The sequence below is a fragment of the Neorickettsia helminthoeca str. Oregon genome, from assembly GCF_000632985.1.
In the GTDB taxonomy this organism is placed as follows: Bacteria; Pseudomonadota; Alphaproteobacteria; order Rickettsiales; family Anaplasmataceae; genus Neorickettsia; species Neorickettsia helminthoeca.
The window spans coordinates 282,262-304,667 of the sequence record NZ_CP007481.1; the positions used below are offsets into that span (position 1 = coordinate 282,262).

A 22,406-nucleotide genomic window follows, 5' to 3' on the forward strand; every position below is an offset into this window, starting at 1 on the left:
TTGCTGATGACGTTACGTCTCTCTGTGCCTCTTAATCAGAATCCTACGTTGCTCCCTAAGATCGCTGTGATTGGTGTCGGAGGCGCTGGTGGCAATGCTATCAATAATATGATCAACTCCGGATTGTGTGGTGTGAAGTTCATCGCCGCTAATACCGATGCGCAGGCCCTCGAATACTCACTCGCTGACACAAAGGTCCAGTTGGGAGTTAATCTCACTAAAGGTCTGGGTGCTGGCTCCATTCCCGAAATTGGTAGACAAGCTGCCGAGGAATCCATTAACGAAATCGCTGATGTCATAGAGGGTGTAGATATGTTATTTATCACTGCTGGGATGGGCGGTGGTACTGGTACAGGTGCTGCACCTGTGATAGCAAAACTAGCATCTGAGCATAAGGTCCTGGTTGTGGCTGTGGTTACTAAGCCATTCTACTTTGAGGGCGGTAGGAGAGCTAAAGTCGCCGAAGCTGGTGTCGAGACACTCAGGAAATACGTAGATACCTATATAGTGATCAATAATCAGAATCTTTTCAAAATTGCAAATGAGAAGACAACGTTTGCTGAAGCTTTCAAGGAAGTCGATAAGACACTTTATTTTCATGTCAGAGAAATCAGTAGTCTGATGGTGAATCCTGGCTATATTAATCTGGATTTCGCTGATGTACGCTCTGTAATGAGCAAAATGGGTAAGGCATTAATGGGTACTGGTGAGGCATCCGGTGAAAATAGAGCAATCAAGGCTGCTGAAAACTCAATAGCGAACCCTCTTCTGGATAATTTATCAGTCCAGGATGCTAAGGGTATTCTGATGAATATTACCGGTGGCCCTGATATGACGTTGTTCGAGGTAGATGCAGCAGCGAATTGTGTGAGGGAAAAAGCTAATGAAAATGTAAATATTATTTTCGGCTCCACTTGCACTGAATCAATGAATAATGCAGTAAGAGTATCCGTCGTTGCCACCGGTATCTCTACGGAAATTGAGCACCAAAATGAGGAAGAGGATTCTACACATGATGTGGATGGTCTATCTGAATGGAAGTCACATAGATCCGATGAGCAGAGAGAAATAGAACTACTCGAAGTACCTGCGTTCATACGTAGGGTCAAGCGGAAAATCTGAGTAAGCTCTAAGCGTTATTGCTTTCCATTTCTATTGCGACACTTTTTTCAGTTTGTCCTCCTGAAATATACTTAACCAAGATAATAAAATTGCCACAGCATCTCAAATGAAGTGGAAAAAAATTGCTAAGAGAAAGTTACTATTAGTGAAGCTCATAATGGGTACCTATTTTCTCATTGTCTGCGGGACTCTTTTTAGTAGATGTATCATCAAGTTGGAGGTCAACAAAGCAAACTTCTCGAACAAAGTGGAATATCCACCAGTGCTATATGATCGAAATGGTGAAATTATCGCATTTAATCTTCCAACAGTTTCCGTGTATACGTTTGTGAAAAAATTACGTGGTGATCATTCAGAGATTTCTACAAAACTTGCTGAGGCACTTCTGAATACTTCTAGGCAAGAGCTTATGAAAAAATTTGCTTCCACTGAGGGTTTTGTGTGGCTGAAGAGGTATCTTACACCTAATGAGTTGCATAGGATTCTTCTTCTAGGTATGCCCGGACTATATTTTCGTGAGGAACACAAGAGAGTATATATTTCGAGGAATCTGTTTGCACACGTACTTGGGTATGTAGACAATGATAATCTCGGGATTGCTGGATTCGAGTATTACTTGCATTCTAAGAAGAATCCTCAGACGTATAAAGATGGTGTTCATTTAAGCTTGGATTCTCGTGTACAGGCTGTTCTGCGTTCCGCAATGCAGGAAGCAATCGAGCGTTTCGATGCAATAGGCGCTGCGGGAATCGTGATGGATGCGAATACGGGTGAAGTAATAGCACTTGTTAGTCTACCGGATTTTGATCCAAATCATGTTCAATTATCCAGGGAAGAGGAGCGATTCAATAGAGTCTCCTTGGGAAGATATGAGTTTGGTTCAATTATGAAAATTTTCACTGTTGCGTGTGCGATGGAGAATGGTGTAATTTCAGGAGAGGACACATATGATGTAGTGACTCCACTAAAGATTAGTGGTTACACTATCAAGGACCTGTACAAGGCAAGAAAGTCCATATACAACGTCGCAGAAATACTCAAGTATTCGTCTAACGTTGGAATGGCACAAATTGCAATGAAGATGGGTAGCGAAGTGCAATATAATTGCTTCCAAGAGTTAGGTTTTTTCGATGATATAAAATTCGAAATTCCAGAAAAAAGTATTCCTTCCAGACCTAAGGAGAGTCGTTTAACTTCTGTGACTCTTTCGTATGGCTATGGGTTTACTCCGACGCTTCTACATGTGATGAAAGCCACTGCAATACTCATCAATGATACGGGATGTTTACCTACCATAACCCTGCTCAAGGGAAATAAAGAAAATAATACTTGTATTCCTGTTATAAGAGAGGAGGTCCGAAAAGAAATGCGGAAGTTTATGAGAGGGGTAGTCTTAGATGGAAGCGGTAGAAGAGCGGATGCAGTAGGATATCAGGTAGGAGGCAAGACAGGGTCTTCTGAAAAGAACATCAACGGTATATATCTGAAAGATAAGAATCTTGCTTCTTTTGTTGCAGTATTTCCTATGGAGAATCCACGGTACGTGATTGGTATTAGCGTCGATGAGCCAAAATCATCTAGGGCAGTCACAGGTGGGGTTGTTTCCGCGCCGATTGCAAAAAAGGTGATCATGTATATGGCTCCGCTAATGAACATCAAACCAGTCAATGATATCAAAAGGTTGCGCAGTTAAGTTCACCCACGACTGCACATATTAGTGGTATATCTATTCGCTGTGAGATTGTTGGAGTTTCCTTATTATTTCCACGACTGAATCATCTAGTTTCCTGTTGTAAATATTTTTGGTAGTCTTTCCTTTTTGGAGGGGTATTTTTTGACAATGAAAGTAATAGTTGCTGGGCATGGTTTCAATTTAGGTTCTAGTTTGTCTGAGCATATAACTGATCATCTTTCTTCGAGTGTGGAGAAATATTTTTCTCACGCTGTCAGCGGTAGAGTCTCATTGTCCAAGGTGGGTCGTCTTTTCAGTGCCGATATCGTTGTCAATGATGGCGTACCTAATAAGCCTGTCATCAAGGCTAGTGCTGAATCCAGTGATCCATACTTAGCTGCTGATAGTGCAATCGCCCGGATTTCTGCAAAGCTGCGTCGCTATAAGCAGAAGCTAAAGGATCATAAGACCGCATCTAGATTCAATATGAAGCTCTCGCTTCATCAGCAGGATTATGAAGAGGGTGGAGTAAGGCAGTTGGTCGTGAAAGAAGAAAAAATTGAACTAAGACAGCTTTCTTTAGAGGATGCGATAATGCATATGGACTTGATATCTGCTGCAGTTTTTGTCTTTATCAACATTGAGAGCAATAGGCTCAGTATCATCCACAGGGAGGATAAGGGCGATCACATCGTGCTGCTCGACACCAACCAGACATTCAAGGAATCTGAGTCGTGATGTGTCTGTCTCTATTTCTGCAGGATCCTGAGACGCCTCTTTCCTACACTGATAGTGCATTGTTGTGGTAGCACGTACTCTAGCTCCGATATCTTCTGATTGTCTATCCTGACCGCGCCGGACTTAATTAGTTGCTTGGCCTGGCTTCTGGAGGAGGCTGCTTCTATCTGTATTAGGATCTCGATGATACTTGGATCTTTTTCAGTGTAGACCTCTGGAAGCTGGGAGAAATCATGTTTTTCAAATGCCTTGATTAGGCTTTCACTTACCTTCTTTGCCGTATCAGCGCCATGACATATTTTAGTTGCCTCTGTTGCCAGGATCTTCTTTGCTTCGTTGAGCTCTGAACCCTCCAACTTGGATAATTCTTCGACTTCTTTTTTGGAAAGCTCCGTGAAGAGGTATAGGAATTTTCTTACATCTGCGTCTTCTGTATTTCTGAAATACTGCCAGTAGTCGTGTGGTGAATACAAATCAGCATCTAGCCAGACTGCTCCAGCTTCAGTTTTGCCCATTTTCTTTCCTGAGGCAGTCATGATCAATGGCACTGTCAAGCCGAATAGCTGACTACCTTTCAATTTTTTGCTCAACTCGACGCCGTTAACTATGTTACCCCATTGATCGCTTCCGCCTATTTGAACGTTGCAACCATACAAACGATTCAGTTCAACGAAATCATAGGCTTGGAGGATCATGTAGTTAAACTCTAAGAAGCTGAGATGCGATTCCCTCTCCAATCTGCTTTTCACGCTGTCGAAGGTGAGCATCCTATTTATAGAGAAATATCTACCTATTTCACGAAGAAAGTCTATATAACTCAGGTTTTCTAACCATTCGGCATTGTTGACAAACCTCACTTCCCCAACGAGACACTTGATAATTTTACCGATTGATTCGGTATTCTTCTGTATTTCTTCCTTACTGAGCATCTGTCGCGCTTTATCCTTCCCTGATGGATCCCCAATAAGCGTCGTACCACCACCAAGTAAGATTATGACATCATGGCCATACCTCTTGATCAGCCTAAGTAACATCAGAGGCACCAAGTGTCCCAGGTGGATACTGGATGATGTACAGTCAAAGCCTAAATAGAAGACTAACTTTCCGCCTGAGGTCACGAGCTTTGATAAAGTTTCCTCATCAGTACACTGATGGAAATAGCCTCTTTCACTTATTTCAGCCAGCATCTGCATTAGTTAGAGAAGAACATGGAAAGTACTATCAACCGTGTTTTACCAGGTACTGTTGAAGGCCAAGGGATTTTATCAAAGATAGCTGATGTTCCAGCCACTCGACATGCCCTTCTTCATCTTTTAACAACGTTCTTATCAAAGAGGCGCTTCCGAAGTCTTTATGCGCTTCCAGATACGCAATGGCCTCATTGTATAAATTTACTGCGTCACATTCCAGCTTTAGATCTTTCTCAAGCATTCCTTCGACTGTTGGAGACAATGGTCCCATATCTCTGTAACTGATTTTTGGTAAACCTTTGCAATATAATATTCTATCGATTAGGGAATCTGCGTGCTGCATTTCCTCTATGGAGTGCTCTCTAAGAGCTTTGGAGAGGCTTAGAAAACCCATATCCTTGAACATCTTGGAATGAACAAAGTACTGATTGATAGCTAATAGCTCATTAGCTAAAGCTTCGTTCAGTTTCACTACTGGCGAAAAATTCATCTACAAACCCACGATACGACAACAGTACTCATTGTAATAGAAGTCTTTCTGCCTTCCTAGTATACCTTACCAGAATATCTAGCTTATCTGATCAAACCCTATGTCTCTCCTTATCCGATAGAGGCATCCGAATTTGTATCTGGCCAAACATCAGTAGAGATTTGCACTGGTTGTCTGGATAATGTAAATGTAAAGGCCTCAGATACCGTGGAAACCGGGATAATTTTAATTGCACTTTTAACAGATTTAGGGATATCAACAAGATCTTTTTCATTACTTTTCGGGATTAATACTGTTTCTATACCACCACGTACTGCGGCTAGGAGTTTCTCTTTTAATCCACCAATCTCCATTACTTTACCTCTCAAGCTTACCTCTCCTGTCATTGCGACTGTCGAGCAGACCGGTATTCCTGTCATCACTGAGACTATCGAGGTACATATAGCGACTCCTGCCGACGGACCGTCCTTTGATGTTGCGCCCTCTGGGACATGTAGATGTATATCCTTGCTTTTGAAAAACTTGGATGTAAATCCAAACTTATTACAATTGGAACAGACGAAACTATAGGCTGCCTGGATCGACTCCTGCATGACCTCACCAAGCTTACCTGTGGATCGTATTTCACCCTTTCCTGGAAGCAACACTGCCTCTATAGTGATTAGATCTCCCCCAGTTTGTGTATATGCCAGACCAGTTGTCATGCCTACTAAGTTCTGCGTCTCAGCGGTACCGAAATTATATTTTGACACACCTGCATATTTTTTCAGGTTTTTTGTCGATATATTGATACCAGATTTAACATTCTTTTCTATACTCAACTGTTTGACCGCTTTTCGCATCAAATTAGCAAGTTCCCTCTTTAGACTTCTTACCCCACTTTCTCTTGTGTACTGCCTTATTAAGGCCTTCAATGCGTCCCGAGAGATACTCCACTCACCCTTTTTCAATCCGTGTTCTTTTCTCAGTTTTGCTATCAGATAATTAGAGGCTATTTCTACCTTTTCTTCTTCGGAATAGGCTTCCAGTCTTATTATTTCGAGACGGTCTAATAGGGCTGGAATCATATTCAGGCTATTCGCAGTTGCAACGAACATGACATTACTTAAATCGTATTCGACTTCGAGATAGTGATCCACGAAGTGCGCATTTTGTTCAGGATCTAATACCTCGAGTAATGCGAACGCTGGATCGCTTCTGAAATCCATGGACATTTTATCTATTTCGTCTAACAGGAAGACTGGGTTAGAAAGCTTTGCCTTTTTCATGTGCTGAATTATTTTTCCAGGCATTGCACCTATATAGGTTCTCCTGTGGCCTTTAATTTCGGACTCATCTCTGATCCCGCCGAGCGACATTCTTACGAATGGACGTCCAGTAGCTTCAGCGATTGCCTGTGCTAGAGATGTTTTTCCGACCCCTGGTGGACCAACTAGGCATAATATTGATCCCTTTAGAGATTTTGTACGATTTTGTACTGCTAGGTATTCTATAATACGCTCTTTGACCTTTTCCATGCCGTAGTGACTAGCTTTCAGTATTGTTTCTGATGCTGAAAGATCTGCGATCATCTTCCCCTTTTTCCCCCATGGAAGGGAGATTATCCAGTCTATGTAATTCCTTACTACAGTCGCCTCTGCAGACAGTGGTACCATAGTTTTTAATTTTCTTAATTCCTTTAATACCTTTTCCTTTGCCTCTGCAGAGAGCTTTATATTGTTTACTTTTTTTTCTAAATCAGTGATCTCATCATATTCCCCACCTTCTTTTTCGTACAACTCCTTAGTGATTGTCTTGAGTTGTTCATTGAGCAAGTATACCTTGTGTGACTTTTTAATCTGGCTTTCAGTTTTTTCCTTGATCTGCTGCTTTATTTGTAACACGCCGAGCTCTTTCTCCAGGAAAACATGCACCTTTTTTACTCGCTCTCTGAGGTTTATGGTTTCCAAGATTTCCTGTTTTTCAGACAGTTTTAGACTTATACTTGCCGTAATTAGATCGACTACTCTACTAGTAGAGTCTATTTGCGATACGAGTCCAATGATTTCATCCGGTATTGTTTCACTGAGTTTGACACATTTCTCAAAATCCTGAATGATTTCCCTTCGATAAGCCTCGATATCGAGACCGGTAGTCTTATCTTCTTCTACCGCTACGATTTGCGCTTCTAGGATACCTCCATTTTTTTTGAAGGACAGCACTTTCGCGCGTGATTCAACGATTACCATGAGCTTGATACCTCCATCTTGGAGGTTGATTTTTGGTTCAGCAATCCTTGCTATGACGCCTATCTTATATAGATCTTTTCCTTCTGGTATTTCCTTTTTTGGATCTTTCTGTGCCACAAGCAAGATCTTACCAGCTCCATCAGAAGAGTCTGCAATTGCTTTATCCATAGCTTTTATAGAAGCTTTCCTTCCCACGAATATCGGAAGATAATCCCCAGGGAAAAAGATCACCTCTCTCAGAGGTAATACTGGAACAAGAAGTTCCTTAGAATCTATTTCCAGATTCACATCTTCATCAGGATCGCTGTCCATCCTGAGATCATTGCTATCTAACTCTTCTTTAGACATGACGAAATTCTACCGATCTACCTGATATATAATTGTTAAAATCTTGTATTCAAGCTCATAAGCTGTGATTATACAGTCTAATTCCTGCAATACCAGCTTTTTTATGTGGACGCTTTAGTAGCCGTATATTTGATTTTGATGTTCCACCAAGGGCAAAGATATTTATCTTACGCGTAAGATAGCAGTGTTTGATAAACCTCAGGTGACCTATTGTCTTGGTTTTAGAATCCTTGCTCGTGAAAACCGGTGAATAGAGTGCTGCATCCAAATTTGCGGACTGTATTTCAAAATTTCTCCTTAGGCTGTGGGATGCGGCGCTTACGAACCATCTTCCATGAGTTAAATTCTTCCATTTTTTCATTTTATGGAAGTCTGCGTCCCTAAGATGGATCCCTGATGCGTGAGACTCGATTGCGATTGGTAGATCACCGGCCACAACGAAAAAAAGATTGAGTCTTCTGCATTGCCTGGATAGCCAAAACGCAATATTTTTCCTATGTGGATGCTCATAGCTCCTCAGAAGGACGATACTTTCGCGAGGAAAACGATTTAAGGTATATTCTATATTTCGCAGAGCAACCTCATCAACGATGAACAGCCATCTAAACAAATGGGAATACCGTTTAAGTAGCATCAAAATGGTTTTATCACCGCCAGGATCACAATAATGATGAATGAAATAGTGACAGACTCATTTAGAAGCTTGAAAAACCCACTCGGATGATGATTTCTTCCCTCACGGAATGCGACTAGGCATCTCCAGAAAAATATGTGTAGTAAGACCAAGATACCGACGAAAATGAACTTCAGATGCAGCCACAGGCTCACAATGTGACCCGTAGCCAAAGCTAGTATTAACCCTAAGGAAAGAGATGCAACCATAGCGGGTGTCATGATGTAGTAGAACAGCCTTCGCTCCATTATACGGAGAATATGATCCACATCGCTACCAACCGATACGGTTGCATGATACACAAACAGCCTTGGAAGGTAAAAGAGCCCCACCATCCACATAGTCACGGTGATTAGGTGAAGCGCTTCGAGCCAATCAGAATCAATATACATAAGATGCTCTGGAAGAAAATTCTAAACGCTGTAATACTTGATAAACTCGATAGGTACCGGATGTTTCATTAACTCCTCTATATCTTCAGTCTTTAATGCTATATATGCATCAATCTGTGCATTTGTGAAGACGTTCCCTTCAAGTAGAAAATCTCTATTTTTATCTAACGATACCAGCGCTTCCTCCAATGATCTACATAGAGAGATGCTACCATCAGCTGACTTCTTAAGTTCTGCCGTCGCTGATTCCGGTGTGATCTTTTCGTTTATACCTGCTATCCCCGCCATGAGTAGAGCACTAGTACCAAGGTAAGGATTAGTACCTGCATCTGGGAATCTTACTTCTACCCTTTTCGCTGAAGGTTCTCCTCCAGGGGAGTGAGGAATCCTAATAGCCGCCGAGCGACTGAGTGGAGAACAATCTAAATTGCACGGTGCTTCGTATCCGGGAATAAGGCGCTTATAACTGTTTGTTAAAGGGTTGAGAATGGCGTTCAGCGCCTTGCCATATTTTATGACTCCGCCGATATAGTATGTGCATAATTCAGAGACATCACCCCTTGAGTTATCCGGCGCAAATAAGTTCCGATCACCTTTCCACAAAGAGGTATGTATATGCATCCCATTACCATTGTCGTTCTTGAACGGTTTTGGCATAAATGTCGCAGACTTACCATAAGAGCTAGCGACATTGTGTATGACATGCTTACATTTCTGCGCATTATCTGAGGTTTTTACGGCTTCCCCGTATTGGAAGCTGATTTCACACTGTGACGATGCAACTTCATGATGATGTAAAAGAGGTTTCACTTTTACCTCTTTGAGTGTTTCTAATATTTCTGCGCGTATATCATTTAGCGAATCAGAAGGCTGACTTGCTAGGTAACAGCTTTTTCTTTGGTTCCGATGACCATGGTTATTATATTCATATCTTTTTCCGGAATTGTATGAACCTTCGGCTGAATCTAACTCGAAGAAAGCCCCATTATCCCTAACAGCGAATCTCGCATCGTCCAGTACAAAGAACTCCATTTCGAAGCCAAAGTAGCTTTTATCCGCTATTCCAGTACTCCTGAGAAACTGCATAGCCTTCCTCGCTGTTGCACGCGGGTTATGATCATAAAGGTTGTTTCCGTTTGGTTCTACGACATCGCAGAGGATGCAGAGTGTGGGCTGTGCAGCAAACGGGTCCAGAAAAGAAGTTCCTGCTTCCAAATCTGGGATCAGTAACATATCAGATTTCCCCACACTGCTCCAGCCTGGAACAGATGAGCCATCAAACGAAACCCCATTTGTGAGGGTTTTTTCAGTCACGCTATCACTGTGGTGTGTAATGTGTAGAAACTTCCCCGAAACCGAAGTGAATCTAAAATCAACTAGTTTAATTTCATTTTTTGTTATGAATTCCAACAAAGAAACAACCCTGCTATCCATTATTTGTAAGAGCCGGAAAGGAATAAGTACAATTGTATTATTCGTTTACTCATTGTGCAATCTATTCCAGTTGGCTCTTTCCTAGAAATTTATCTTTACTTTTTAAAAGCGCGGAATAAGCTTTTTAGTAAAATTGTGTTTTTGAACATCATCTTTACCTTGTGTGCAGAAACTTGTATTCTAGTCGTGATTTTCTGAGAATCAGATGTTCTGATGCTAGGGCATCGAGTTTGGTGTATTCGTTTTCCAATATATGAAGTGTCCTTTTTGTGGTAATACAGATACTAGTGTCAAGGATTCGCGTTCTGTAAATAGGGGGGCCTTCATAAAAAGAAGGCGTTCCTGTGATGAGTGTGGCGCTAAATTCACAACCTTTGAGATGATTCAGTTGAGGGAGATTAAGGTTCTCAAAAAGGATGGTAGTTGCGAAAGTTTCGATAGGGAAAAAGCGATGCGCTCCATTGAGGTTGCACTGCGCAAAAGACCTGTTACAAGGGAAAGCGTCGATGCCTTAATGAATAGTGTTGTGTACAAAATCGAGCGTGTACACGATACGAAAGTCACGGCAAAGATGATAGGTGAATTAATCATGGAACAGCTTTCTATACTTGACAGGGTTGCCTTCATACGATTTGCATCAGTTTATATGAACTTCAGCGACGAGAAAGACTTCATTGAATTGATTAAGAGTATTGCTTCTGACTAAGATCCGGCAAGCCCTTCTGACACTGTTGCTGGAGTGCGGGGCAGTGTGTTCCTATGTTACTTGGACTGAAGGCATACCGCGGTCTTGAGCTCTTGGTGCTATAGCAGCACTATCCGAAGAATGAGATCTGTGGTTACCACCGCATGACGTAGTAGGATAATCTGCAGTACCTAAGCCTAATCCCTGGAACGGTAATTACAGAAACATTATTCTTGTTTGGCCGTTATCCTGTATTTCCATGCTGAGACAGGGGCCAGAGAACTGGTCCCTGAGCTTCTATATTTCTGGTGGAAGTGCTAGGCTATACTAAGGAAAGATCTAAAGGAAAGATCTAAAAAGCTGCAGAATGAGTCGCCTGTATTCGTACCGGCTGAGTAGTAGCTTGCTCAATCTTGTTCAGATCCTGTCTTTCTAGGTACAGCACAGCCGCAAAGTTATCAGATGCTTCTTGAGTTGCTCCAAAAATTTCTTCACAAATCAGCTCGAGCTTCTTACAAGTTTGTTTCCATGTCTCTGGAGTGTGGGCATAGCCAAAACTTGCATCTAGACTCCTAAGCTCCCTGATTGGTGGCAATACCTTACTAAGTAGTATATCATAACCATCACGTATGAATATGTTGGATATATTCCGATATTTATTTGTTTTCTCAATGTTGCCTTCAGTGGAAGCTTTAATTGGGTCTGCAGTAAAATTAAGAGCGTGATCTGATGTGCTGTGGTTACTACTATTTGCATAGCGCTTAGCAAAATTCAATATTTCCTTAATCCTCAGATAGTCTTCCCTGGACGGGTATCCGTTCTTGAGATCATCCTTGAGAGGGAATGCCATTTCATGAATATAATTCAAGTCACTATACAGTTTTAGAGATTCCTTGGTTTCAGATGGGAGAGATTGAAGCCTTTCAGTAGAAAACTGTTGATTGTGCAGTTCTAGCTCCTCAAGCAAGTATTGCACTTCGAAGGTCGATACAAAACGCTTTGCCTCTTTTATTATCTGCTCTTTGACAGCTTGAAGCTTTTCAGGGGGGCACTCTAAACCCAGCCTTAAGACCTCATCGATCGAGGATTGCAATTTTGAGGGCAACACAAAATCTTTTGCCTTGTTTATTGTGCATTGTTTATACAAACAGAACAAAACAACTGCCAGTATGACAAAAGCAACCGCAGCAAGTACAGCGATTATTAATTTAGCCATAAAATCTCGAACAATCTGATAACTTATACATATATTATACTATATATAACATGCTAAATATAGTAAGCACTATTGCTACTTAATCAATAATGAAAATCTACTCCATACTTAATATAGTTAAGTAGACCTAATACAGAATATTCATTGAGGAAGTGTCTAGATGGAGTACTTCACTTTCACTAGGGCGCTTGTGATGACCTAAGGCTACATTTTGGTGATGCTGGGCGTCATTCTTGTATTAGTTCTAGCAAGAACCGCGATTTTGAAGTATTCTGCCAGCAATTTTTCATTAATCTACGGCGTGCGTTCGTGATAGTTAGAAACTTCTTTGCTCTGGTTATTCCGACGTATGCTAATCGCCTTTCTTCTTCAATTTGGTCAGCGCTGTATAGAGATCTTGCGTGCGGAAATGTTCCATCTTCCCAGCCGGGGAGGAAAACTTGTTCGAATTCTAGTCCTTTGGATGCGTGCAACGTCATTATATTGATCGCGTTGCTGTTGTACAGCTGTGAATCATTATCTGTTAGCAAAGATACATGTTGAAGAAAGTCTATGGCATTATCGAATTCCTGAACGACACGGAAAATCTCATCGATGTTTTCTAATCTGGATTCATCTTGTTCCCTCAATGCAGAAATGTATCCAGATTCGATCGTGATTTTTTTTAAAAAGTCATGGAGGCTGTAATTCACTGATTCCAACTGCCATTTTTTCACTTTTTCTATGAAGTCAGGGAGGATTTTTCCCTTTAGAGTGCCATCCTCTGAAAGTCTTATGGAGGCTTCGAACATAGAGCAGCCATTCTCGAGAGAGAAGTTATATATCTTATTCAGGGAGGCAGTCCCCAATCCTCTCTTAGGCGAATTGATGATCCGTTCGAACGCCAAATTATCGCTGGGATTAGTGACAAATCTCAGGTAAGCGATAATATCCTTTACTTCCTTCCTATCATAGAATCTCAGTCCACCTATTACTTTGTACGGTAGTTGCTGTGAAATAGCTGCTTCCTCAAAGGCTCTTGTTTGAAATCCTGCTCTTACAAGAATAGCGGTGTCACTGTAATCGCAGACTGATGCTCTTTCCTTAATCATTCTCACAATAGCCCTTGCTTCCTGCTCACTATCAATGTATGTCAGAATTTGGATTTCCTCACCCCCTGGTTCCGCTGTCCATAGTTTTTTTGTCAGGCGTGCCTGATTGTTCCTGATGACGTTATGTGCAGCTGATAATATTTTATTCGTCGAACGATAATTTTGCTCAAGTTTAATTACTTTTGCTCCATCAAAGTCCTGGGAGAATCTCAGAATATTTCCAACTTCTGCGCCTCGCCATCCATAAATCGATTGATCATCATCTCCGACACAGCAGATATTAGAGTGTTTTTGCGCAAGTAACCTGAGCCATAAATACTGGCAGAGGTTTGTATCTTGATATTCATCCACCATGATGTACTTAAACTTTTCTCTATACCTTTCGAGGACTTCTGCATCCTTCTTAAAAAGGCTAACGTTGTGCATCAATAGATCACCAAAATCCATACTGTTGTTCTCCTTCAAACGCTCCTGGTAGAGTTCGTATATGCAGAGCGCCTGCTTCTCGAACCATGTATTCGCTGCATTGTTATATTTTACTCTTCCTGGAGTGAATGCTTTATCTTTCCAGTTGGAGATGATGGTCAAGTATTTCTTTATCAGTGACTTGTCAGTCTCTATCTGTACTTCCTTTGCAATTTTCTGGAGCATTCTCATTTGATCGTCAGTATCCAGGATTGTAAAATCTGGTCTGAACCCTATTTTCTCTGCTTCTATGCGTAATATTTTTGCTGCTATTGCGTGGAATGTCCCAATCCAATTAAATTGCGCTTCCCCAACGATTTCTGTGATCCGATGCATCATTTCCTTTGCTGCCTTATTGGCAAACGTGACAGCCATAATCTGATTCGGGTATGCATAACCCTCTTTGATGAGATTAGCTATCCTATGTACTAGTGTTTTTGTTTTTCCTGTTCCAGCGCCTGCCAGTATGAGTAGGGGGCCATTAATTGTTTCTATAGCAAGTCTTTGCTCGTTGTTCAGGCTCATAAAAGTCAATAGTACGGACCATCAATCCTATCACATATTCCCCTTTTCTACATGGCAAGGGATGGAGTTCGTGATCCCCGGTATAGAGCGTGACTCTGCTTCCTTGAAAAATGAATGATTGTTTCGGCGTGCTAGATATGTAGCAACTTCCGTTATACTAGATATGTGGTACCTTCCTGAATGCATTGAAAAAGTTTTCCAGCAGTATGTGGGAAAGTTTTTCTAGATTCATGTCTCTGAGTGAGCTCAAGTATCGCAATACGTGGAGGACATGAACCGGATAATTTCTCTGTCCTCTGACTGGAACTGGTGCGAGATAAGGCGCATCTGTTTCTATAAGTATTCTATTGAGGGGAGTTTCTCGTGCGATCTGTTGTATTTCCAGAGCATTCTTGAAAGTAAGTATTCCTGAAAAGGAGAGGTACCAAGAATTCCTCACTGCTGCTTCGAAAAGTTCTCTGGAGGATGCAAAACTATGCAGGATCACTGGAATTCCTGAATCTTTACTTTCTGTTTCCAGGATTTTAATTGTGTCTGCCTCAGCATTTCTTGAGTGCACTATAATCGGAAGATTGAGATCTGTTGCTGCTTTGATATGTTCAATGAACGATATGCGTTGATCTTCCTTTGCCGTGTGGTTGTAGTAATAATCTAATCCTGTTTCTCCTACACTGATCACTTTTGGATGAGCTGCTAGATTTATAATATCCTGGTATGCTTGTCTCCCTGCATCAACGTGATTCGGGTGGACACCAATGGAACAATAAACATCTGAAAATCTTTCACAAGTAGCTATTAGTTCTTCATACTCGGAGAGGCGCGTAGCTATCGTATGTAGAATCTTCACGCCATTGCTCTGTGCATCAGCGACGATACCTTCTAATTCATCTTCTTGGTAAAAAATGAGATGGCAATGAGAGTCAAAAATCATGCTGAACAACTCGAAAAATATAACCTACGCTGCAAGATCGAACTCACCTCTCTAAAAAATCACAGCATACGGCGGCGATCGCCGCCGGACTCAGAAATCCAATAGATACTCAGACTTTCTGGTAAGAGTATCAAATTAATCCTTTTGGCTTTCCGTGTACTTCTGAGCAAAGTTTATAGGAGCAAGCATCAAAGGTGGAAATCCGGCATCAGTAGTAGCCGTCGCAATGATCCTTCTCGCAAACGGGAACAGCAACGTAGGTGCCTCTACTAACAAGGCCTGTTTCAACTGATCCTGTGTTAGATTCCTTATTGTGAAGACCCCACAATACTTCAATTTGCAGACGAAGGCGATGTGCTTTCCATCAGGTGAATTCTCATCTGAGATTCGAGCCTCTGTTTTGATATCTAACAATACTTCGTATATACCGTTCTGCTCATCTATGATTCTGCTATCTATGTTGCACTGTACATCAACCTCAGGGGGATTCTTCATTATACTGAAAACCTCAGGTGAATTCGGGGTGTCAAGACTGATGGACTTCATGAATTGACCTTCAGGACGTGCCATTGGGAGATCAGCTTCATTGTTGTCGGAACTGTTGTCTACAGAACTCGAATCGTAATTATTGATATTCTCTTCGTTGAGCATTTTTGTATTCTTTACAAATATAGGTAATACTGTGAGAATAGGTTAGAGTACCTATGGGATTTTGTCTAGCTTTCTACGGGTGCAGAGTCTCCTGGGAAAGAAAGTTGTCTCGTGTTTGTTGTTGGATTTTTGTTGAACGGGTTTCTCCGCGTTTTATGGAAGTAATTGTGTATGCTATATTAGCGTTCTTCATTTTTAGCAGATTGTATGTGTCTCTTGGTAGGGTGTCGGTCGAGCGGGAAATGAAGTTCAGAGCTGCTGAGATAAGGGAGATTCTAGATCAAAAGGCGAAGTCAATTGATCAGCTTATGTATGTGGAGAAAGAGAATCTCTCAGAGATCCTTTCCGCGAAGAAAGAAATTGAATCCTCAGGTAAGAGTTTCTCCACTGATCAGTTTATGGAAGGGGCAGAGCGCGCATTTGAGTTGTTTATCAGTGCTTTTGCTTCATGTGATTTGAAGATTCTAGCAAGACTTCTCTCGAAAGATGCTTTTGCGATCGTCTCTAGGAAGATAAATGAAAGGAAGTCGCGGGGAAATACTTTAGAAAGGACTCTCGTCGCTTTGCAGTCCAAGAGTTTGCTTAAGCTGAATGTAGCCAAGGGTATGATATACGCAACGGTGAAATTCGTATCTGAACAGATTAGTCTTATGCGCGATGAAGCTGGCTCTATTGTCTCCGGAGATAAGGATACAATAGAGGTAATAGAGGATCTATGGGTGTTCGAGCGTTGCTTATCGTCTGCATCTAATTCTTGGACTGTGTCTCAGCTTTCGTGAAAGAATAGCGATAGTTGCTGGGCGGATTGCCAGATCGGTGTCTGTCTTGTTCTCCTCTGAGCGCCGTGTTGGATACATGCTCTAAGAACATTATTGCGCGAGTGATTGCTTCAGAGAGACCGATCGTACATTGTCTATTAAATTGTTTGATCGTATAGAGATAGTGCGCATATTTGTCCTGGTGTGAGCTCTTCAATTCTCATACTTGGATTTGCACCTATACTTTCCAGGGCTACATGAAGTTGCTTTTGACCTCCAAAAATGCCTTGCAGAGTTGTATTCATTGTTTTCCTCCTGTGTGCGAAGCCGTGTCTTAATATTGTATCGAGCCTGATTTTCTTATACTGCCACTTTGGGATCTCCAAAGGCGTGATCTTCAAAACTGATGACAGTATTTTTGGAGGAGGTGTAAAAACCTCAGGTTGGAGAATAAATTGTGGCTCCAGCTTGCACCTAATCTGTATCAGAACCGATAAGGCCCCGTAATTTTTATTTCTAGGTTCCGCACAAATGCGATCAGCGACCTCTTTTTGAAACATAAGTATCATTTCCTGAATGAGATTCGATTCTTCCAGCCAGTTGAGTAACAATCGCGTTGCAATGTTGTACGGAAGATTTGCAATAATTATAACTTTTTCCCCTTTGTAAACCCGCTCTAATGGAATAGAAAGTGCATCACCAATAATGAATTGATAATTCTCGTATTGTCTTTCGAGCGATAAATGTTCTTTCTCAAATCGCTGATCCTTCTCAATCGATGTCAAAAGCGAAGGATCAGTTGCAAGAATTTCTTTCGTTAACGTGCCGATTCCAGGCCCTATTTCTACTATGTGTTTCCCCTTCGTCTGTGTCGCGGCGCCAATGATCTTGCCTAATACTACTCGATCGTAGATGAAATGTTGCCCCAGCGACTTGTTATAGTAAATTTTTCCCACGAAAAGCTTTCAACCTCAAATTTTACCTGTGATTTGTCCCCGAAAGTAGACGTTGATTGTGTTTCGCACTGCCGATTCTATTGAAAACACAATCTTATTATCACAAATCTTTGTATAAATCATTCTAATTTGAGGATTTGTATTGTTTCTTGTTATCATTCCGCGACGATTTGTTGTTAGTTCCATTGAAATTACTATCTTTTAGGCTGTACTGCAGTATCTATTTTGTCATCAGTCTTGCTTTCTGTTTTGCTATTTTCTGTGTCACACGTGAGTCTATGGAATCACATAAGGCACGAGCGTTAATGGAGAAATATTCAGTTCAAATAGAGTTCGTCACAGAGCAGGCAACGGAGTGGCTATACAAGAAAATTGCCGAACTCTATGATAAGGTGCTCGATAATGAATTCATAGAAAGAGAGATAAGCAAATTCAATGAGGAAAATGATGGCTTGTCTGTTTATTGGATCAAGCAAGAAAGTGATTTGAAAATTCTTGACAGTGTAAATGACGATGTATTGAGTCGTGTCTCTATAGGTAGATCTTTGTTACAGAAGAGCTTCGAGTCTACAGAAAGTAAATCCATTCTCCCTATTGCAGTCACAGTAAAAAGCTCCAGGAATGCTGGCATACTATTATTCCACGTTCCTCTTGCCCAAATCCAGGATTTAATAGAGGGAATCCTGGATTCAGATCGACGTATGAGCGTCGCCATCCTAAAGGAAAATATGGATGTCTTGTTAGCGATGAATCTGCATCAAAAAATAGATCTAACGGACGCATCGAATAGTAGATTGACGGACTTTATCAATCTGCTCAAGGGAAGATATACGAAAAGTACTGTCACGAAACTAGATAATTTCCCTATTAGCATATATTATTCCTACAGCGCTGATGTTGATCTCTTTTTACTTTCAGGTTTCAAGGGTGTCTTCTTTCTGTGTTCTTGCTGGTTCATGGTTTCATTGCTTGCCCATCTTTTTCTGAATAGTGAATTAATCAAATTATTGCGAGTGTATAAGTTACGGAATGTCAATCAGACATTCTACTTGAAGGAATTTGCTAATTTGCGTCTTCATGCCAGTCTCTTTCTGAACAAAATTAGAAGCTATGAGTCGGAGATCGCGAAATTAGTAGATGAAAATACAAAACTTCAGGATTTGAATAAGTCTTATGCTTTTGAGAGAATCAGGGTCAATACAGTCCTAGACGAGTTGACCGCAGAAAAGGAAGTATTGCTTATCGATAAGATGATTCTAGAAGAGAAAATAGATTATCTATCCCGAAAGGTAGAAAGAAATGCGGAATAGGTATACGGATGATGTTAGGAAGAATAGATTAAGTTTTGTAACCAGGTATCCCAAGAGGTTCTATCTGATCTTCGGGCTCATATTGTTACAACTTCTGTTGAATTTCGTGCTTCTTGGGGAATTCGACGCGACCAGCTTCTTGCAGAGTGATCAGGTGAGAGTGGTGTGTTATTGTGTAGCGGTCCTGACCTTTTTCTCGTTGGTATATAATCTCAAAAAGCTCCATCTTGTACTCGTAGCTGCTGAGTTCCAGAATATGTTTTACTCCAATGCAGCGAAGGCTCTTACAGCATTTTACATGATCATCACAGGCGAAGGCGAGCTCGTGTACAAAGACGAGAGAACCAAAGCAAATGAATTGAAGGATGTATTGGGTGAAAAATATGATGCAGTTATGTCTGGTATAAAAGAGGGGGTCTTATATCATCGATTTCATAATGGTTCAGAGGTAATCGAAATAATACCGATGATGAGGCCAAATGGCTATTTATTAATCACAGCAAAGGAAACCAGCGAAGAGAAAATCTATGATTCCCTTCTGGATGAAGCCGGAATATCAATGTACAAAGTTACTGGGATCTCCGTCCAGAATAGAGGTAAGTCATGCCTCGAGGCAATTGGGGGGAAAAATGTTTTCCTTAAAGAGGGACTCTACAAGTTCCCGACGATACACTCAGTAAATGCGCATAGTCACAATTTGTTTTTTAGAAATTACTCAACAAGGATCGATGGAAAGTATTACGGAATAATCATGCCTAAATTGGTTGAGATAAGTGAATTGGCTTCCAACACAGCAATTGGTGTTGCGTTTATGACTAAAGATCTCAAGGTTCTTGATGTGAATGATGCATTCCGTGAAGTCTTTGGAGGGAAATGTAATCTCGAACAATTTTTTCGGAGCAAGATAAATGACCTGAGCATTGACAGTTCGCCATCAATTGCTAATTTGACATTGGATAGTGGTGATAGTGTTAGAGCGTACCTCTCTGATTATTACGGGATCATTGTGGGGTTTTTTATCGATCTAACTGAACTGAGTGACTTGCAAAAGAAATTCCAGCATTCACAAAAAATAGTTTCCCTGGGTGAACTCAGCGGTGGAATAGCTCACGATTTTAACAATATTCTCACAGCGATCTTGGGTTTTGCGGAAATGCTTTTGGATGATGTGCCACTAAAAAGTAAGCATTATTACGATATCGCGCAGATAAAATACAGTGCAAAGAAAGGTCAAGCTTTAGTGGAGAAAATCCTAGCTTTCTCGAGAAATCAGACGCTGCATGCAGAAGTGTTGAATGTCAATGACGTAGTGAAATCAATGCGTCAATTGATGGAAAGGTTAGTCCCTGAGAATATTAAACTGAGCTTCAGAGCAAGCCCGAATCTGAAGAATGTAAAAGTTGACAAAACTCAACTTGAACAAAGCTTAATGAATTTAGTAGTCAATGCACGGGATGCACTTGAGTCAGGAGGCGCAATCGTCGTTGAGGTGAGGAATGTACTAGTGGATAAAAAACGCACTGTCCTAGTCGGAAGCCAAAATGAGGAAGTTGTATTAAAAGGGGAATATGTCAGTGTCACAGTGGAAGATAATGGTTCGGGCATATCCATGGATGTGCTTCCAAAGATCTTTAATCCCTTTTTCTCGACAAAAAGTGTGGATAAAGGTACCGGTCTTGGTCTCTCAACTGTGTACGGGATAATCAAACAGATGAGGGGATACATAAATGTCGAAAGTATCGAAAAACAAGGGTCCACTTTTACACTATTGATCCCAGTTTCATATGAAACCTTTGTCAAAAAGGAGGAAAAAATACAGGATGAATTGATTCCTTCTGCTGCAAGTAGTGGGGCAACGATACTCCTTGTCGAAGATGAAAAGATGGTGAGAAATTTTCTGGTGAAGGCTCTACGAAAGCAGTCCTTTAACGTCGTAGAATGCGAAAGTAGTCAAGTTGCCCTGAAAACTTTCTTAGAAATGAAGCAGCGAATAGAGCTAGTGATAACTGACATAGTAATGCCTGGAATAGATGGGCCGGAAATGGTAACTGCAATGAGAGAAGATAAGCCAAATTTGAAAGTGCTTTTTATGTCCGGATATACGCGTGATAAGCTTCACTTAGATGATCATAATCATAATGAGGATTTCATTGCAAAACCTTTTGAAGTCAATGAGTTGATCTCAAAAATCATGAAACTTATAGATAATGAAAATTCTGTTGTGTAAATGAAAGATAAAGTAAGAATCTCTGAATACTATCTTCCTTTATTGAAGGAGGTTTCAAGTGAGGTCAAACTACGCTCACATAAATATGCATTGAGGGCAGGCCTGGTGAAGCAGTGTGGTTCCGGACTATACAGCTGGCTGCCTCTGGGACTGAGAGTGCTGAAAAATATCGAAGCGATAATACGCCAGGAACTCGATGATAGAGGAATGTTGGAAATGTTAATGCCCTGTATACAGACAGCCAAGTTATGGGAAGAATCCGGACGATATTCAGATTATGGAAAGGAATTATTAAAATTCAGGGATAGGCATGACAATGAAATGCTTTTCGGCCCGACAAATGAAGAGGTAATTACGTCGATCGTTCGTGATAGCATCACGAGCTATAAGCAGCTTCCAAAGATACTATATCACATCCAATGGAAGTTCAGAGACGAAATAAGGCCAAGATTCGGTCTTATGCGTGCACGGGAATTTCTAATGAAAGATGCTTATAGTTTCGACGTGGATGAACAATCCGCAAGACTCTCATATGACAAGGTCTATCAAGCTTATTTGCGTATCTTCAATAGGCTTGGTTTAAATCCTATTCCCTGTAGAGCAGATGCCGGTGTAATAGGTGGAAATCTTAATCACGAATTCCATATTGCTACTGATGCCGGAGGGGAATGTTCAATCTTTTACCCTAGTGAAGTTGAGTCTCTAGTACAAGAATTCTGTAACACTGATCCAGGTGACGCTGCTGCAGTAAAAGCAATGACTGCTAGATTACAAGCCCTGGATTGTTTTACAGATGAATGTAAGGATTCCAAAGATCGTGTCATGGAAATGATTTCAACTAAACAAGGAATAGAGGTTGGACATATTTTTCTATTTGGGGATAAGTATTCTCTGCCTATGAAAGCGCAATTTCTCGATAAGGACGGCAACAGAAGCAATTTTTACATGGGTTCTTATGGAATAGGCATTTCCAGGCTTCTCGCGGCGATAATTGAGGTGCATTCTGATGAGAAGGGTATCATTTGGCCAGAATCCATTACGCCCTTCAAAGTTGGACTCATAAACTTGCATCAAGAGTCCGCTGCGCTGGCGGAAAATCTCTTTGCCAACCTGAATAACGTGATATACGACGATACTCTAGATAGCCAGGGCGTCAAATTCGCTAGAATGGATCTGATAGGCGCGCCATTTCAGATAATCGTGGGAAAGAGAAGCCTAGAAACCGGTATTGTCAATTTAAAATATCGTTTGGATTCAAGTGAAGAGAGCTGCATTCCTGACGAGCTGGTTTTGAGGTTTTGAGC

Annotated in this window: 19 protein-coding genes; 8 read left to right on the plus strand and 11 right to left on the minus strand. The window is 41.1% G+C overall.

Going from position 1 to position 22,406, the window contains the following annotated elements; genetic code table 11:
• The first annotated feature begins 6 nt into the window (after window positions 1-6).
• From ftsZ to hpf, 3 genes are all read left to right on the plus strand, one after another.
• On the plus strand, window positions 7-1,122 hold the full coding sequence (gene ftsZ / locus NHE_RS01450; RefSeq protein ID WP_038559206.1) for a cell division protein FtsZ: 1,116 nt from the start codon (window positions 7-9) through the stop codon (window positions 1,120-1,122).
• 106 nt (window positions 1,123-1,228) lie between these two features.
• Window positions 1,229-2,815, plus strand: a complete 1,587-nt coding sequence (locus NHE_RS01455) for a peptidoglycan D,D-transpeptidase FtsI family protein (RefSeq protein WP_038559207.1) — start codon at window positions 1,229-1,231, stop codon at window positions 2,813-2,815.
• A 147-nt stretch (window positions 2,816-2,962) separates the two neighbouring features.
• A complete protein-coding gene (hpf, locus tag NHE_RS01460) occupies window positions 2,963-3,532 on the plus strand; it encodes a ribosome hibernation-promoting factor, HPF/YfiA family (protein ID WP_038559210.1) in 570 nt (189 codons plus the stop codon).
• 11 nt (window positions 3,533-3,543) lie between these two features.
• On the opposite strand, the gene tyrS is transcribed toward hpf, so the two are convergent.
• The 6 genes from tyrS to glnA form a co-directional block, all read right to left on the minus strand.
• On the minus strand, window positions 3,544-4,725 hold the full coding sequence (gene tyrS / locus NHE_RS01465) for a tyrosine--tRNA ligase (protein WP_408633465.1): 1,182 nt from the start codon (window positions 4,723-4,725) through the stop codon (window positions 3,544-3,546).
• A 28-nt stretch (window positions 4,726-4,753) separates the two neighbouring features.
• Window positions 4,754-5,212 (minus strand): bacterioferritin, encoded by a 459-nt coding sequence (gene bfr / locus NHE_RS01470; RefSeq protein ID WP_038559212.1) that lies wholly within the window; start codon window positions 5,210-5,212, stop codon window positions 4,754-4,756.
• Window positions 5,213-5,322: 110 nt separating this feature from the next.
• Window positions 5,323-7,788, minus strand: a complete 2,466-nt coding sequence (gene lon, locus NHE_RS01475) for an endopeptidase La (protein WP_038559215.1) — start codon at window positions 7,786-7,788, stop codon at window positions 5,323-5,325.
• A gap of 55 nt (window positions 7,789-7,843) precedes the next feature.
• Window positions 7,844-8,398 (minus strand): thiamine phosphate synthase, encoded by a 555-nt coding sequence (locus tag NHE_RS01480; protein ID WP_232215017.1) that lies wholly within the window; start codon window positions 8,396-8,398, stop codon window positions 7,844-7,846.
• A 23-nt stretch (window positions 8,399-8,421) separates the two neighbouring features.
• Window positions 8,422-8,853 (minus strand): CopD family protein, encoded by a 432-nt coding sequence (locus NHE_RS01485; RefSeq protein ID WP_038559220.1) that lies wholly within the window; start codon window positions 8,851-8,853, stop codon window positions 8,422-8,424.
• A gap of 21 nt (window positions 8,854-8,874) precedes the next feature.
• The gene (gene glnA / locus NHE_RS01490; protein WP_038559224.1) at window positions 8,875-10,287 is read right to left on the minus strand and encodes a type I glutamate--ammonia ligase; all 1,413 of its coding nucleotides are present in this window, start codon (window positions 10,285-10,287) and stop codon (window positions 8,875-8,877) included.
• 253 nt (window positions 10,288-10,540) lie between these two features.
• Between glnA and nrdR the strand changes: the two genes are divergently transcribed.
• Window positions 10,541-10,993 carry a transcriptional regulator NrdR gene (gene nrdR / locus NHE_RS01495; protein ID WP_038559227.1) on the plus strand — a complete coding sequence of 151 codons (453 nt, stop codon included), beginning with the start codon at window positions 10,541-10,543 and terminating at the stop codon, window positions 10,991-10,993.
• 331 nt (window positions 10,994-11,324) lie between these two features.
• On the opposite strand, the gene NHE_RS01500 is transcribed toward nrdR, so the two are convergent.
• The 4 genes from NHE_RS01500 to secB form a co-directional block, all read right to left on the minus strand.
• Window positions 11,325-12,188 carry a hypothetical protein gene (locus NHE_RS01500; RefSeq protein WP_038559230.1) on the minus strand — a complete coding sequence of 288 codons (864 nt, stop codon included), beginning with the start codon at window positions 12,186-12,188 and terminating at the stop codon, window positions 11,325-11,327.
• A 227-nt stretch (window positions 12,189-12,415) separates the two neighbouring features.
• Window positions 12,416-14,269, minus strand: coding sequence for an ATP-dependent helicase (locus tag NHE_RS01505; RefSeq protein ID WP_038559233.1), 1,854 nt, complete (start codon window positions 14,267-14,269; stop codon window positions 12,416-12,418).
• Window positions 14,270-14,426: 157 nt separating this feature from the next.
• Complete coding sequence (locus NHE_RS01510; protein ID WP_038559237.1) at window positions 14,427-15,200, minus strand: TatD family hydrolase; 774 nt, start codon at window positions 15,198-15,200, stop codon at window positions 14,427-14,429.
• A gap of 135 nt (window positions 15,201-15,335) precedes the next feature.
• Entirely contained in the window at window positions 15,336-15,851 is a 516-nt protein-coding gene (gene secB, locus NHE_RS01515; protein WP_156927343.1) for a protein-export chaperone SecB, read from the minus strand.
• A gap of 53 nt (window positions 15,852-15,904) precedes the next feature.
• On the opposite strand from secB, the gene NHE_RS01520 reads away from it, so the two are divergent.
• On the plus strand, window positions 15,905-16,630 hold the full coding sequence (locus NHE_RS01520; RefSeq protein WP_232215018.1) for a Tim44/TimA family putative adaptor protein: 726 nt from the start codon (window positions 15,905-15,907) through the stop codon (window positions 16,628-16,630).
• 137 nt (window positions 16,631-16,767) lie between these two features.
• On the opposite strand, the gene rsmA is transcribed toward NHE_RS01520, so the two are convergent.
• On the minus strand, window positions 16,768-17,565 hold the full coding sequence (gene rsmA / locus NHE_RS01525; RefSeq protein WP_038559243.1) for a 16S rRNA (adenine(1518)-N(6)/adenine(1519)-N(6))-dimethyltransferase RsmA: 798 nt from the start codon (window positions 17,563-17,565) through the stop codon (window positions 16,768-16,770).
• 278 nt (window positions 17,566-17,843) lie between these two features.
• Here rsmA and NHE_RS01530 point away from each other — a divergent pair, with 278 nt between their 5' ends.
• From NHE_RS01530 to proS, 3 genes are read left to right on the plus strand one after another with little or no spacing between them, the layout of a single operon-like run.
• Window positions 17,844-18,875, plus strand: a complete 1,032-nt coding sequence (locus NHE_RS01530; protein WP_156927344.1) for a hypothetical protein — start codon at window positions 17,844-17,846, stop codon at window positions 18,873-18,875.
• Window positions 18,865-21,102 carry an ATP-binding protein gene (locus NHE_RS01535; RefSeq protein ID WP_038559248.1) on the plus strand — a complete coding sequence of 746 codons (2,238 nt, stop codon included), beginning with the start codon at window positions 18,865-18,867 and terminating at the stop codon, window positions 21,100-21,102. Before NHE_RS01530 ends, NHE_RS01535 begins: the two co-directional genes overlap by 11 nt.
• Window positions 21,103-22,404, plus strand: coding sequence for a proline--tRNA ligase (gene proS, locus NHE_RS01540; RefSeq protein WP_038559252.1), 1,302 nt, complete (start codon window positions 21,103-21,105; stop codon window positions 22,402-22,404). It abuts the gene before it with no gap.
• The last annotated feature ends 2 nt before the right edge of the window (window positions 22,405-22,406 follow it).